Here is a 15,800-nt window from a genome sequence, read left to right as displayed (position 1 = left end):
AAAATGAAAAAGAACTCATTTTTTTTCCTGGCATTATGTCTTGCGTATGCATCAACAGCGCAAATGACAAAGATTGACAGCACGAAATACCCAAAGCTCACAACATTCACAGCTCAGCAGGATCATGATAACATGAAACAGCAGTTGGGTATAAAAAAATTAAGACCAGGCCCAAGTGGTAATGAGTCTGCTCCCAATCATGCTAATTATGATGAATCAATTGCAAATCCATGTCCACAACTACCAGATGTGTTAACAACAAAAAATGGCAATAAAGTAACAACAGCAGATGCCTGGTGGAATCAACGCCGGCCTGAGTTGATAGAAGATCTGGAAAAAGAAGTTTATGGTCGTCTTCCAAAAAATATTCCGAAAGTTACATGGACAGTAAAGGTGGTTGACAGAGAGATCGTTAATCGTATTCCTGTAATTGCTAAAATGCTCGTAGGGCATGTTGACAACAGTGAATATCCGTTGATAAACGTTGATATTAATATGATGTTGGTGGTACCTGCAAATGTGAAAGGCCCGGTTCCTGTGTTAATGATGTTTAGCGGTCGTCCTTCATTCCCGGCTCCGGCACAACCTGCGCCTGATGAAATGGAAAAACTTAATGCGGCATTCAAAGAGTTGATGATAAAAAATGATCCGAGCCTGAAAACAATTTTTGAAAAATATCCAGCATATCAACCGATCACAAGACTTCCAGCACCTAATTTTTTTGCTCCTCCAAAACCTGACGAAGAACTAACTCCACAGGAAAGATTACTGGCTGCAGGTTGGGGTTATGTAACCATTGAAACAAACAGCATACAAGCTGATAATGGAGCAGGTCTTACAAGAGGAATTATTGGTTTAGCAAATAAAGGGCAGCCTCGTAAGCCAGACGATTGGGGATCACTTCGGGCATGGGCATGGGGCGCAGCAAGAGGATTGGATTATTTAGAAACAGATACATTAGTAAATGCAAAACAAGTAGGCATCGAAGGAGTATCTCGTTATGGCAAAGCTGCATTAGTAACACTGGCATTTGAACAACGTTTCGCAATTGGATTGATCGGTTCATCAGGTAAAGGTGGCGCCACACTTCATCGTCGGGTATTTGGAGAAGCAGTGGAAAGCCTTACCGGCAGTGGCGAGTATCATTGGATGGCCGGCAATTACTTAAAATATGGAACAGATGAATCATCATTTGGAAAGAAGACTGGTTGCGATCTGCCGGTTGATTCGCATGACTTAATTGCATTGTGTGCACCACGACTTACATTTATCAGTTATGGTATTCCTGAAAAAGGCGATGCAAAATGGCTTGACCAGGTTGGCAGTTATATGGCTACTGTTGCCGCTGGTTCAGTATTTAAGTTACTTGGAGCAAAAGATATTGGTGTTTCTAATGATTATATGAAAGAGAAAATGCCACCAATGCTAACCGATATGCTTAATGGTGAATTAGCATGGCGCCAACATGATGGCGGACATACCGATGCTCCCAACTTTAAATTTTTTATTCCATGGGCAAATAAGTTTTTAAAATATGAAAGATCGCAGTTTTAAAATAATATCGTTTTTAGCGTTATGGAACTTTGTTTCAACAATTGCAACGGCGCAAACTACACTAAAGGACGTCTATAAGGATGCATTTCTTATTGGTACTGCCGTCAATCCTGGAACAACGTCAGGAAGAGATAAAGCAACCCAGGATATTGTGTTAAAGCATTTCAACTCGATCACAGTTGAAAATGTAATGAAAGCTGCATTGATCAATCCAGAACCTGGTGTTTACAACTTTGGCCCTGCCGATGAATTTGTTTCGTTTGGTGAAAAAAATAAAATGTTCATTATTGGTCACACGTTGGTTTGGCATAATCAATGTCCTCCATGGTTTTTTACCAATGCCTCAGGGAAACCTAATACAAAAGAAGAACAAATTGAACGATTAAGAAGTCATATAGAAGCTGTAGCCGGAAGATATGCTGGTCGGGTGCATGCCTGGGATGTCGTTAATGAAGTGATCGGTGAAGACGGTAACTATCGTCCTACCACATGGGTGAATGCTTTTGGTAATGGTGATACACTTGTCAAGTATGCATTCATGTTTGCTGCGAAATATGCGCCCAACACAGAACTATACTACAATGATTTTAATGAATGGCGGCCTGCAAAAAGAGATGGCATAGTACGCCTGGTAAAGATGCTAAAGAAAGAAGGCATTCGCATCGATGGTATTGGTATGCAGTGCCATTGGGGATTAAATTATCCAAAGAACAAATACATTGAAAAAGCAATAGATTCTTTTGCCGCATGTGGGGTGAAAGTAATGATCACTGAACTGGATGTTGATGTACTTCCATTAACAAAAGAAGGACAGATCATCGGTCAAAGCATGTCTGAAAGGCAATTTCAACTGGAAGAGTTTAAAGAGTTCTTTGATCCTTATCAAAAAGGCTTACCAGATAGTATGCAAACCGTACTGGCAAAGAGATATGAAGAATTATTCAGGATTTTTTATAACAAAAGAAACAAAATAGATAGAGTTACCCTTTGGGGTATCCACGACGGTATGAGTTGGAAGAATGGCTATCCAATACCCAACAGGACTAATTATCCTTTACTATGGAATCGGCAGCTGCAGGCTAAACCAGCTTTACATGCGGTATTAAATGTTCCGCTTAAAAAATAAGAATATGAAAAAGATACTCCTGTTCATAACATTGCTGTCGTCACAGATTTGCCATTCGCAAGTTAGCCTGCCCTGGCATGGAAAAAAATGTGCAGTAGTACTTACTTACGATGATGCCATCAATGAGCATTTAGATAATGCAATTCCTGTTCTTGATTCGTTAGGACTAAAAGCAACTTTCTACATCACTGCTTTTTCATCATCAATGCAGACGAGAATGAATGATTGGAAAAAACTTGCTGCAAAAGGTCATGAATTAGGTAATCATACATTATATCACCCCTGTATTGGTGGCAAAGGAAGAGAATGGGTGAAACCGGAATATGATATGAATAATTATACAGTGAAAAGAATGGTTGATGAAACGAGAATGACAAACTTGTTTCTGCAGGCCCTGGATGGAAAAACAAAAAGAACATTTGCTTTTACCTGTGGCGATATGAAGATCGGCGATTCCTCTTTTATTTATTCAATGAAAGATGATTTTGTTGCAGCAAGAGCAGTGAGAGCAGAGATGCATAAAATAAATGAGATCGATCTGCTCAACGTAGATTGTTATATGGTGAATGGCGAAACCAGTGCTCAAATGATAGAATGGGCGAAGAAGGCAATGGAAACAAATTCATTACTTGTTATACTTTTTCATGGCGTAGGTGGTGGCAATGGATTGAATGTATCAATTCCAGCTCATCGTGAATTTTTAAACTACCTGAAGCAAAATGAAAAAGATATCTGGATCACCCCTATGATCGGTGCGGCGGAGTATATAAAAAAATATCAGTCCCGGGCTAATTAAACTAATAATAAAACATCTTTTATGAATGATAACAACAACTCAAGAAGAAAGTTTTTATACAATCTTGGACTTGCAGGATTAAGTATTCCATTAATTTCATCAAACAGTCGGTGTAGCGATGAAGAATCAAAACAAAAAGCTATGCAAAAGAATAAAAATGGTAAACTCGGTATTGCATTAGTTGGCCTGGGCGGTTATGCCGGCGGCCAGTTAGCCCCAGCGCTACAAGAAACAGAGCATTGCTATCTCGCCGGCATTGTTACCGGCACTCCTTCCAAAATTCCCGTTTGGAAAGAAAAATATGGGATCGCTGATAAAAATGTTTATAACTACCAGAACTATGATTCAATAAAAGATAATCCTGATATTGATATTGTATATGTAGTACTTCCCAATTCCATGCATGCGGAGTATACTATCCGTGCAGCACAGGCAGGCAAACATGTCATTTGTGAAAAACCAATGGCAGTAACCGTTGCCGATTGTGATAAGATGATCGCTGCTTCGAAAAAAGCAGGCAAGCTTTTGTCAATTGGCTATCGTTTGCATTTTGATCCTTATAATTTAGAAATGGTAAGGCTGGGAAAAGAAAAAGTATATGGTGAAATAAAAAAGATGACTGCCGCATTTTCTTTTGTAGCATCAAAAGGTATTTGGCGGCTGGATAAAAAGCTGGCAGGCGGTGGCCCTTTAATGGATCTTGGCGTTTATTGCATGCAGGGAGTGATGTACACAACAGGTATGGAGCCGGTGGCTATCACTGCTCAATCTCCTCCTGTTTCTGATCCCGAAAAATTTCTCGGAGTAGAAGAAACCTTATCTTTTCAAATGGAAATGCCAAATGGATTGATTGCTGAATGCAGAACCAGTTATTCTGAAAATGCAAATTTTTTAAGAGCAGAAGCTGAAAAGGGATTTTTTGAACTACAACCCGCTTATAACTATTCCGGTTTACATGGTAAAACAACTGACGGTGTTATTGAATATCCGCGGTTATCACAACAAGCAAAACAAATGGATGGATTTGCTTTATCAATAAAAAACAATCAACCATCCATTGTGCCCGGTGAAATGGGAAGAAGGGATGTAAAAATTATCGAAGCGATCTATGAAGCAATGCGGACAGGAAAGAGAGTTGGGATAAAATAAAATTTACCATAATTATTATACAGAAATGTTCAACCGAGTTTTAATAATAACAATGTTTGTGTTATTCATAGATGAGTACACCCAGGCACAACGAGTTTTTAAAAATTGGCCAAAAGAAAAATCGCCGGAAGAGATCGGGTTACGCGTTGCTGAACAATTTCTATCATCTTCTCATGGTGTGTATGGCTTCGGCGCTATACCGCATATTCCTTATTTTGAAGTATGTAACTGGTACGGTGCATTGACGTTTGCAAATGAAACAAAAAACGATCTGCTCAGAAAAAAGCTGGTTGAGAGATTTGTTCCCTTGTTTGATAAAGAAGACTCATTGCTTCCCGTACCTGATCATGTAGATTACAATGTATTTGGGGCAGTACCTTTAGAGATCTACTTGCAAACAAAGGAAAAGAAATATTTTACACTAGGAAAAATGTACGCCGATACTCAATGGAAAGCACCTGTTGGTCCAAGAGTAGTTCCAGCATCTTACCGGTTTTATAATAATGGTTTTACCTGGCAAACAAGATTGTGGATCGATGATATGTATATGATAACAATGGTGCAGGCACAAGCATACCGTGCAACAAGTGAAGTACAGTACATAAACCGGGCAGCAAGAGAAATGGTTTTATATCTTGATTCACTACAAAAACCAAATGGTTTATTCTATCATGCACCGGCCTCACCATTCTTTTGGGGAAGAGGGAATGGTTGGATGGCTGCAGGAATGAGTGAATTATTAAGAGCATTACCAAAAAATAATCCTGACCGGCCAAGAATAATGCAGGGTTATAAAACGATGATGGAGTCATTGCTAAAATTTCAAGCCGATGATGGTATGTGGCGGCAATTAGTTGATGATCCCGCATCATGGAAAGAAACCTCATCAACTGGTATGTTTGCTTTTGCAATGATAACAGGAGTAAAAAATGGATGGTTAGATAAAAAACTGTATGGTAATGCTGCACGCAAAGCGTGGCTTACACTGATTGAATATATAAATAATAAAAGTGAGATCACAGAGGTTTGTGAGGGAACGGGGGCCGGCAAAAGCCAGCAATATTATCTCGACAGGAAAAAAATAACTGGTGATATGCACGGTCAGTCTCCTGTATTGTGGTGTGCAACAGCCTTGTTGAGAAAAAATAAATAAAGGATTTATTGACATTAAATATTTATGAACGCTGTACCAGGAATAATTAATTGGGGCATTATCGGTTGCGGTGATGTTTGCGAAGTAAAAAGCGGGCCTGCATTTAATAAAGTCCCCGATTCAAAATTGGTTGCCGTAATGCGGCGTGACGCTGATAAGGCAAAAGATTTTGCACAACGGCATGGCGTGTTAAAATATTATTCTGATGCTGCAGAACTTATAAATGATAGAGAAGTAAATGCAATTTATATAGCTACACCGCCATCATCACATGAGTTGTATACAGAAATGTCGTTAAAAGCCGGCAAACCGGTTTATATTGAAAAACCTGTTTCCATCAACTCTTCTTCCGTAGAAAGAATGATGGCAATGGAAAAAAATTATGGTGGCAAAGTAAGTGTGGCACATTACCGGAGAGGTTTGTCATTATTTAAAACAATAAAGCAATTGGTGCAGGATGGTTCAATAGGGAAGATTAAACTGATACTTTTAAAAACATTACAACCACCAGCCAGTAATATCATTACACAAACAAAAGATAACTGGCGCATCAATCCTGAAATATCAGGCGGTGGTTTGTTTCATGACCTGTCACCACATCAGCTGGATATTTTATATTGGATATTCGGAATGCCGCAGCATGTGAATATTCAGACTGCCAACCAGGGGAAGAATTATAATGCACCGGATTTAACGATGGTACATATTGCTTTTGATAACGATATTTATTTTGATGGAGTTTGGAATTTTAATATCGCCGAATCAGCTACAGATGATTCTTGTGAAATTATTGGCGATAAAGGAAGTATCCTTTTTAGTTTTTTTAAGATAAGTAAAATTGAATTGAAGACCGATGCAGGCACAAAAGTTTTCGAGCTGGAATATCCTGTACATATTCAGCAACCGCATATAGCTACGGTGGTAAAGTTCTTTCGGGGAGAAACTGATAATCCCTGCAGTCTTGAGGAAGCATTGGTTACAATGCAGATAATGGATAAAGCAGTATTACAATTATAAACTTAAATAACCTTTAATCATTCACTAACAATAACAAAACAGTATATGAGTCAGAAACTCCGAAGTCACGATTGGTTTGGCAAAAAAGATAAAGACGGAATTATTTATAGAAGCTGGATGAAGAACCAGGGCATGCCAACGGATCTGTTTGACGGTCGGCCTGTTATTGGGATCTGTAACACATTCAGTGAACTGACGCCATGCAATGCTCATTTTCGTGAACATGCTGAGATGGTAAAACGTGGTGTGCTTGAAGCCGGCGGATTTCCTGTTGAATTTCCGATCATGAGTTTGGGTGAAACATTATTGAAACCAACAGCAATGTTATTCCGCAACCTTGCAAGTATGGATGCGGAAGAATCTATCCGTGGAAATCCGATTGATGGTGTGGTGCTGTTGACTGGTTGTGATAAAACAACTCCCTCAACTGTGATGGGTGCCGCAAGTGTGGGCTTGCCAACGATTGTTGTTCCTGGTGGGCCGATGCTGAATGGAAGATATAAAGGACAAACCATCGGCAGCGGAACACATGTGTGGAAGTTTGATGAAGATATGAAGACGGGTAAGATGACACAGGAAGATTGTGAGTTTGCAGAAAGTTGTATGAGCCGTAGCATTGGACATTGCATGACGATGGGCACTGCATCAACAATGGCTTGTATGGTAGAGTCATTGGGATTAACATTATCAGGAGCTTCTGCAATACCTGCTGCTGATTCAAGAAAAAAACAAATGGCGCAACTCAGTGGAAGAAGAATTGTGGAAATGGTAAAAGAGAATTTAACAATTGATAAAATTTTGACAAGAGAAGCATTTGAGAACGCCATTAAAGTAAATGCTGCTATTGGTGGCTCATCTAATTTCATTATTCATTTAACAGCAATTGCAGGAAGGATTGGCGTTAGCTTAAAATTAGAAGACTTTGATACACTCGGCAGCAAAATTCCTTTGCTGTTAAACCTGATGCCTTCAGGAAAATATCTAATGGAAGATTTCTATTATGCAGGTGGCTTACCGGTTATTTTGAATGAACTAAAAGATCATTTACATAAAAATATAGTTACTGTTACCGGAAAAAATCACCATGATAATATTACTGGCAACACCGACTGCTACAATGAAGACGTAATTGCAAAATATGATTCGCCAATAAAACCAGAAGCTGGTTGCGTGGTGGTAAAGGGCAATCTTGCCTTTAATGGTGCCGTCATGAAACCATCAGCTGCAACTCCTGCATTAATGAAACATAAAGGAAGAGCTGTTGTATTTGAAAGCATAGAAGATTATAATAAAAGGGTAGATGATCCTGATCTTGATATTGACGAGAACTGTGTAATGGTATTGAAATATGTAGGGCCAGTAGGTTATCCTGGTATGCCGGAAGTTGGTAATATGGCTTTACCTAAAAAGATATTACAGAAAGGAATTAAAGATATGGTCCGCATCAGTGATGGCAGAATGAGTGGTACTGCATATGGAACTGCTGTACTGCATGTATCACCTGAGTCAGCTATTGGAGGCAATCTTGCATTGGTACAAAATGGTGATATGATTGAACTGGATGTTGAACAAAGAAAATTGCATCTTGATGTTTCTGATGAAGAACTTGAAAAAAGAAGAAAGAATTGGATACCTCCCAAACCGGCTACTGATAGGGGTTATGTGAGTATGTATATTAAACATGTAATGGGTGCTGATAAAGGAGCTGACCTCGATTTCCTGCAAGGAAGTTCCGGTTCAGTTGTAACAAGGGATTCACACTAAAGAATAGTTATGTATATAAAAACGATCTTCGGTTTAATATTCAGTATTGCTGTGTTGTCATGCAATAACAATCAGCAAAATGAAAAGAGTGAACAAAAATTTAAACCAATGGGCAACATTGAGCGACTAGATGCAGAATTGGATAATATAATTTCCAAAGATGCTAAGATAGAGATCATCGCAGATGGTTTTGAATGGAGCGAAGGGCCATTGTGGGTAGAAGCCCATCAAATGTTACTGTTCAGCGACGTACCAATGAATACTATTTATAAATGGACAGAGGCAAAAGGAAAAGAAGTTTATCTGAAACCATCGGGCTATACAGGCATCGAACCACCTGTAAGTAAAGAACCCGGCAGTAATGGTTTAACACTTGACCATTACGGCAAACTTGTTTTATGCCAGCATGGTGATAGAAGAATGGCAAGAATGGATGCGCCATTGGATAAACCTGAAGCAAAATTTATAACATTAGCTGATAAACATGATGGTAAACGTTTCAGTAGCCCAAATGATGCAGTCTACGACTTCTGGGGGGAATTATATTTTACCGATCCCCCTTACGGATTACAAACCCAAGATGATAACGATTCAAAAAAAGAAATTAAACACAATGGAGTTTATAAAATAAAACAACAAGGACACTCGGATGACCCAGGCGAAAGGGGAACTGTTGTCCTCCTTACAGATTCTATTACGAGACCAAATGGTTTGGCCTTTTTACCCTTTGGACAAAAACTAATTGTTTCATGCTCTGATCCTAATAAACCCAACTGGTATATTTGGGATGTAAAGGGAGATAGTTTAATTAATGGTAAAATATTTTACAGTGCAGCCGAAGAAGCAAAAACAATGGGCGGCTTACCTGATGGTTTAAAGATTGATAAAAATGGAAATGTATTTGCCACCGGACCAGGTGGCATTTATATATTTAACAAAGAAGGAAAAAAATTGGGCATGATAAAACTGGAGAACTCAGCCAGTAATTGTGCCTTATCACCTGATGAAAAGATGTTGTATGTGACAAATGATATGTATGTATTGAGAATAAAACTAAGAAATTAATACATGAGACTCTACAAAACAAAAAACGGAATTATTATTGAAAAGGATGCACAGTTTTACTTCTCAAATGAAAACCCGATAGCTATCGGGTGGGAAAACTTCATCAATGACGATGATGTGTTGCAGAAAGCAGAACAACTGATCAGCACATTAAAGCCCAGCGATGCGTCGTTGCTTAATGAATTGTTGCCACCAATCGGAAACAACCAGGAGTTGTGGGCCTGCGGTGTTACCTATTTACGCAGCAAAGTCGGAAGACAAGAAGAAAGCAAAGCATCTGGCGGTGCTGATTTTTATGCAAAAGTGTATGAAGCGGAGCGACCGGAAGTTTTTTTTAAGTCTACACCACATCGTATTGTTGGTCACAATGCGTTTGTGCGTATAAGAAAAGATTCAACATGGGATGTGCCTGAACCGGAACTGACGCTGGTGGTTACTTCATCAGGAAAAATAATTGGGTATACGATCGGCAATGATATGAGCAGCCGGAGTATTGAAGGAGAAAACCCATTGTATTTACCCCAGGCAAAAACTTATGATGAATGTGCTGCGTTGGGGCCATGTATTTATATTACTGACAAACCGCTTGACAGCAATACCTTGATAGCTCTTGAAATCAACCGTGATAATAAAAAAGTATTTGAAGGCTCTATCGCTATCAACCAGATCAAAAGAAGTCTGCAGGAACTCGTTTCATTTGTTTATCGTGAATGTAGTTTTCCGCATGGTTGTTTGATCATGACAGGTACCGGTATTGTACCCGGCAGTGATTTTACATTAAAAGGAGGGGATGAAATAAAAATTTCAATTGACAATATCGGAACACTTATAAACACGGTTCGTTAACAAATGACATTTTTAATAATCATACTTGCAATTGCATTACAGATCTTTCTTTCTGTAAAAAAAGTCAGCCCGTTTATATCCCTGTTATTTGTAGCTATACTCACAGGTTTATGTTTGGGCATGCAGCCGGTTGATCTATTAAAGTCAATTGAAAAGGGTGTAGGCAGTACATTGGGTGGGGTTGCACTAATCATTTGTCTTGGCGCAGTGCTGGGTAAAATATTGGAAGTATCCGGTGCAGCAGAAAAAATTGCTGTTACTCTTATCAACAGTTTTGGTGAAAAAAATATTCAGTGGGCTGTATTGCTTACTGGTTTTTTAATTGGCATTCCGCTTTACTATAATGCAGGCTTCATCATTCTCGTTCCATTAGTGTTTATGCTGGCAAAAAAAACAGGTTTACCACTTCTATACATAGCTATTCCCATGGCAGCAGGATTAAGTACTACGCATTGTTTTTTACCACCCCATCCCGGGCCTTCTCTTTTGGTAAATGCATTTAGAGCTGATATGGGAAGAACATTGATCTATGGACTTTGCATTGCGATACCTGCAGTTATAATTGCAGGGCCATTGTTAGGCAGAAGGATGAAGAAAATAAATATCACAGGATTAAATTTGTTTTCATCTGCAGAATCATCGTTACCGGTAAAACTGCCTGCCGCATTACCAAGTTTTTTGATTGCCTTGATGCCTGTGTTGCTCATAACCGCTTCTGTAATTGCTGAAAATTTTTTGAATAAAGGATTGTTACAAACTATTTTATTGTTCATCGGCAATTCCAATATTGCCCTGTTGTTAACAGTACTCGCTGCTTTTGCCTATTTCGGCATAAGGAATAAAGTGAAAATGGATACGCAGATGAAATGGCTGAACGATGCGATAAGCGGCATTGCTGTCATCTTACTCATCATTACAGCCGGTGGTGTATTTAAACAAGTACTCGATGATAGTGGCACGGATGATTATATTTCTTCTTTCAGTAAGAAATTAGAAATGCCACCATTATTTTTTGCCTGGGTTGTCACTGCTTTATTGAGGGTGACAATTGGCTCCGCAACAGTAGCAGCTATCACTGCTGCCGGTGTAGTTGCACCATTATTAGCCCAAAGCAATGTATCACCTGAATTGATGGTGTTGGCAGTTGGAAGTGGCAGTGTATTTGGTTCGCATATCAATGATTCGGGGTTCTGGATGTTTAAAGAATTTTTCAAATTGTCATTGAAGCAAACTTTTTTATCATGGACGGTAATGGAAACTACGATCTCGATAATCGGGCTGATTGGTGTTCTTTTTCTTAATGCGATTGTCTAACCATAATCATTTAAATATGAAAAGGTCTTTTATTGCTTTATCTGCTTTTACACTTATAAGTTTTTTTGTTTTATGCTCTTCACTAAAAAGATCAGAATGGGAACCTGTTGTTACTGATGAAACAAAAGGTCTGAAAAATTATTATAAAGATTATTTCGATATCGGGGTAGCCGTTTCTCCCCGTGCACTGAAAACAGATGAGGCGCAACTTATACTGAAACAGTTTAATAGTATGACGCCTGAAAATGCAATGAAGATGGGTCCCATTCATCCACAGGAAACAGTTTACAACTGGGCCGGCGGTGATTCGATTGCTGCATTTGCTAAAAGAAATAATCTAAAAATGCGGGGGCATACTTTATGCTGGCATAATCAAACTCCCGGCTGGTTATTTAAAGATGCAGAAGGTAAAGAAGTAACAAAAGAAGTTTTGCTCCAGCGATTGAAAGAACATATCACTGCAGTAGTAAGCCGCTACAAAGGAACCATCTATGCATGGGATGTGGTAAATGAAGTGATATCAGATAAGCAAGATGAATACTTCCGGCCATCGTTGTGGTATAAGATATGCGGCGAAGAATTTGTAGCCAAAGCATTTCAATGGGCACACGAAGCTGATCCGGATGCTTTGTTATTTTATAATGACTATAATGAAATTAACGCAGTAAAAAGGGAGAAGATAATACGCATGGTAAAAGATATGAAGGCAAAAGGAGTTCCCATTCACGGTATCGGGCTGCAAGGACATTGGGCTTTAAATGAACCATCAAAGGAACAGTTGGAACAAACGCTGTACGGTTTCTCAAAACTTGGGCTGAAGATGCAGATAACCGAACTGGATATTTCTGTTTATCCAAAAGAGCATAATGCAAGAGATAGAAAACCTGAAGACTATGATACAATTTTTTCAGCCGAAAAAGAACAAAAGCAAATTGAAGTTTATAAAACATGTTTTGATCTCTTCCGCAAATACCGCAAACATATCTCTGCCGTTACATTTTGGAATATTTCTGACCGCAGCAGTTGGCTGGATAATTTCCCGGTAAGAGGAAGAAAAGATTATCCTTTACTTTTTGACAGGGAATTAAAACCCAAAAAAGCATACTGGGAAGTGGTGAAATTTTGATCTGCTGCCTTATCCTTTAATACTGGCGTAAACAGACGGATAGTACATTCATCAATATTTATCAGCACTAAATCTTGCCGGATAAAAACATTCTCCTATTTTTGTCCTCCTTCAATTAAAGAATATGAAAATTTGTAAGGTTCGCCTCCCATTGTAATTCCCGATCGATTCGGGATAGAACCTGAGATTTTATTGTCGTTAACCGAAAAGCAACACAAGTTGCTTCTGTTTTATTTTTCATTTACTTAATTTTAAAGTCTTTTCAATCATGCAGCAATCAACTGTATATAAAAATAAATTGTCTCATTTTTTCTCGTTAGTTGGCCAGTCATTAAAAGGCGGGGAATATGACTATACACAAGGAAGCATTCGAAAAGCTATTGTGCTACTCGCCATACCAATGATTCTTGAACTCAGTCTCGAAAGCATATTTGCTGTTGTGGATATGTATTTCGTAAGTCATCTTAAAACCGGTGCAAAAGAAGCAATGGCCACTGTTGGTCTTACCGAATCTGTAATTGCAATTGTTTATACACTGGCAATCGGGTTAAGTACGGCGGCTACAGCTATGGTATCAAGAAGGATTGGCGAAAAAAATCCTGATGCTGCAGCACATGCCGGTGCCCAATCAATACTAATAGCAATGGGTGTGACTGTAGTCATAAGTATTGCAGGCGCCATCTTCGCTCCTGATATTTTAAAATTAATGGGTGCAGCGCCGGATGTAATTAAAGAAGGAACAACATTTGCCCGCATCATGCTTGGCGGAAGCATTGTAATTATTTTACTGTTCCTTATCAATGGTATATTCCGTGGCGCCGGTGATGCAACAATGGCCATGCGCAGTTTATGGATAGCCAGCGCCATAAATATTTTTCTTTGCCCGATGCTGATCTATGGTTATGGTCCTTTTCCTGAACTGGGATTGAAGGGTGCTGCAATTGCAACCACTATCGGACGTGGTATCGGTGTCGTTTATCAATGTTATCATTTATTCGCAGGTAAAAGAAGTATTCATATCAAACGATCACATTTTAAATGGGACTTGCCGATAATAAAAACCTTGTTTGAAGTAGCATGGCCTGCCACCTCACAGTTTTTTATTCAAAGCGGAAGCTGGATCATTCTGGCTTATCTCGTTTCCATAACCGGAAGTACAGATGCAAGTGCAGGTTACCAGGTGGCCATACGCAATGTTGTATTCTTTATTTTACCTGCATGGGGATTAAGTAATGCGGCTGCTACATTAGTAGGGCAAAACCTGGGGGCTAAACAACCTGACCGTGCAGAAAAGAGTGTATTGCTGACAACAAAATATAATGCTCTTTTTATGGCCGTGGTTATGTTATTGTTCCTGTTTTTCTCGTCTCCTATCATGAGCATTTTTACCAATGAGGCTAAAGTGCATGCTTATGGTGTTTCTGCATTACAGATAATCGGAGCTGGTTATATTTTTTATGGAATAGGAATGGTGATGATACAAGCATTGAACGGAGCCGGTGATACCAAAACCCCTACACTGATAAATCTTGTTGGTTTCTGGTTTTTCCAGATCCCATTGGCATGGATACTTGCCAAAGGATTTAATATGGGACCAATCGGCGCATTCATTGCAATCCCCGTTGCTGAAACATTTCTTGCATTAGCCGCCTGGTATTATTTCAGAAAAGGCAAGTGGAAAGAAGTAAAGATCTGATCAATCATTGCAACAATAAAAATATAAACCCAACCATTCCAGGTTGGGTTTTGTTTTTAAAATTACACTCTGACATAAATTTTTCTTTTATCAAGCAGGTAGCCAACCAACCAGCAAACCAACATAACTGATATTGCAAACAGGAAGGAACCAAAATACATTCCTGCATGCTTATAGATATTTTGAAATATCCAGGAGTATAAAGGCTCGCGGCTGGCGCCAACAGGAATAAACCACATGAGTATTGCCATCAATTCGCTCAGCAGGTAAATAAGTAGTGGGTTTTTTCCAAATACTTCAAAGAAATAATTGAATCTCTTTATTTGTACAAAGTCGATAATGTAAACTAATGCAGCCAGCAATACACAATCAATACCAACAGTAAGAAAAACATAACTGCCTGTCCAGAGTTTTTTATTGATGGGATGAAAATTATTCCAGCAGAGTGCAAGGAAAATCAGCACAACTCCTGCCAGTAATAATTTTGTAAGTCCTTCATAACTGCCACCTTTTTCCTGTATCCATTTACCGGCAGCATATCCAAATGTAACATTTGCAATAGCAGGCAATGTACTCAGCAAGCCTTCGGGATCAAAGGCAACTCCTTCTCCATGATACAAATGATTCGGCCCAAACAAAAATAAATCGAGTCTTGTTCCGGCGTTCGTCAGCATATCATAGGGATCATCGCTTCCTCCAAATTGCAAAAGAATAAACCAATAGACTAAAAGAAAAATGAGTGATAATCTCAAAACAGTATTCAGTTTGAGATAACGTATCATCAATGCGGCTGCACCATAACATAAAGCAATGCGCTGTAGCACACCAAATATCCTGGTATGACTGATCGGGTTAGCCGCCAGTTCACCATTTTCATTCCAATGCACAAATGGGAACCAGTACATCAGGTAACCAAGTATAAAAATGATCGCAGTTCTTTTGAAGATCTTTCCCAATACAGCTGCATCACTCATGCCTGTCCATCTTTTCATTACAAAACTCATAGCATTACCTACAGCAAATAAAAAAGAAGGAAAGACAAGATCAGTTGGGGTAAATCCATGCCAGCTTGCATGTTGGAGTGGCGCATAACTTGTATCTCCATTACCCGGCGTATTAACAATGATCATAAAACATATTGTCATGCCGCGGAAAACATCAAGAGCTGTAAAGCGTTGAACCAGGTTCATAAGC

Annotated in this window: 13 protein-coding genes; 12 read left to right on the top strand and 1 reads right to left on the bottom strand. The window is 39.0% G+C overall.

The features are described 5' to 3' along the window. Positions 1 to 3: 3 nt before the first annotated feature. The 12 genes from E6H07_06320 (at position 4) to E6H07_06265 (ending at position 14,606) form a co-directional block, all read left to right on the top strand. A complete protein-coding gene (locus E6H07_06320; protein TMI65528.1) occupies positions 4 to 1,554 on the top strand; it encodes an acetylxylan esterase in 1,551 nt (516 codons plus the stop codon). Beyond that, positions 1,535 to 2,680 (top strand): endo-1,4-beta-xylanase, encoded by a 1,146-nt coding sequence (locus E6H07_06315; protein TMI65527.1) that lies wholly within the window; start codon positions 1,535 to 1,537, stop codon positions 2,678 to 2,680. Before E6H07_06320 ends, E6H07_06315 begins: the two co-directional genes overlap by 20 nt. A 4-nt stretch (positions 2,681 to 2,684) precedes the next feature. Continuing rightward, positions 2,685 to 3,476, top strand: a complete 792-nt coding sequence (locus E6H07_06310; GenBank protein ID TMI65526.1) for a chitooligosaccharide deacetylase — start codon at positions 2,685 to 2,687, stop codon at positions 3,474 to 3,476. A 21-nt stretch (positions 3,477 to 3,497) separates the two neighbouring features. Continuing rightward, positions 3,498 to 4,625, top strand: a complete 1,128-nt coding sequence (locus E6H07_06305; GenBank protein TMI65525.1) for a Gfo/Idh/MocA family oxidoreductase — start codon at positions 3,498 to 3,500, stop codon at positions 4,623 to 4,625. 25 nt (positions 4,626 to 4,650) lie between these two features. Further along, positions 4,651 to 5,778 (top strand): glycosyl hydrolase, encoded by a 1,128-nt coding sequence (locus E6H07_06300; GenBank protein ID TMI65524.1) that lies wholly within the window; start codon positions 4,651 to 4,653, stop codon positions 5,776 to 5,778. Positions 5,779 to 5,802: 24 nt separating this feature from the next. Continuing rightward, positions 5,803 to 6,795 carry a Gfo/Idh/MocA family oxidoreductase gene (locus E6H07_06295; GenBank protein TMI65523.1) on the top strand — a complete coding sequence of 331 codons (993 nt, stop codon included), beginning with the start codon at positions 5,803 to 5,805 and terminating at the stop codon, positions 6,793 to 6,795. Positions 6,796 to 6,840: 45 nt separating this feature from the next. After that, positions 6,841 to 8,559, top strand: coding sequence for a dihydroxy-acid dehydratase (locus E6H07_06290; GenBank protein ID TMI65522.1), 1,719 nt, complete (start codon positions 6,841 to 6,843; stop codon positions 8,557 to 8,559). A gap of 9 nt (positions 8,560 to 8,568) precedes the next feature. Then, positions 8,569 to 9,624, top strand: coding sequence for an SMP-30/gluconolactonase/LRE family protein (locus tag E6H07_06285; protein TMI65521.1), 1,056 nt, complete (start codon positions 8,569 to 8,571; stop codon positions 9,622 to 9,624). Between the two features lie 3 nt (positions 9,625 to 9,627). Continuing rightward, positions 9,628 to 10,470, top strand: a complete 843-nt coding sequence (locus tag E6H07_06280; GenBank protein ID TMI65520.1) for a 2-hydroxyhepta-2,4-diene-1,7-dioate isomerase — start codon at positions 9,628 to 9,630, stop codon at positions 10,468 to 10,470. 3 nt (positions 10,471 to 10,473) lie between these two features. After that, positions 10,474 to 11,784, top strand: a complete 1,311-nt coding sequence (locus E6H07_06275) for a gluconate transporter (GenBank protein ID TMI65519.1) — start codon at positions 10,474 to 10,476, stop codon at positions 11,782 to 11,784. A 16-nt stretch (positions 11,785 to 11,800) separates the two neighbouring features. Then, positions 11,801 to 12,910: a 1,4-beta-xylanase gene (locus tag E6H07_06270; protein ID TMI65518.1), complete on the top strand. Its 1,110-nt coding sequence runs from the start codon at positions 11,801 to 11,803 to the stop codon at positions 12,908 to 12,910. A gap of 268 nt (positions 12,911 to 13,178) precedes the next feature. After that, a complete protein-coding gene (locus tag E6H07_06265) occupies positions 13,179 to 14,606 on the top strand; it encodes an MATE family efflux transporter (GenBank protein TMI65517.1) in 1,428 nt (475 codons plus the stop codon). Positions 14,607 to 14,668: 62 nt separating this feature from the next. On the opposite strand, the gene E6H07_06260 is transcribed toward E6H07_06265, so the two are convergent. Then, on the bottom strand, positions 14,669 to 15,796 hold the full coding sequence (locus E6H07_06260; protein ID TMI65516.1) for a DUF1624 domain-containing protein: 1,128 nt from the start codon (positions 15,794 to 15,796) through the stop codon (positions 14,669 to 14,671). Positions 15,797 to 15,800 lie beyond the last annotated feature (4 nt).

This window comes from Bacteroidota bacterium (assembly GCA_005882315.1).
GTDB lineage: Bacteria > Bacteroidota > Bacteroidia > Chitinophagales > Chitinophagaceae > VBAR01.
This window is presented reverse-complemented; position numbering and strand designations above follow the sequence as displayed.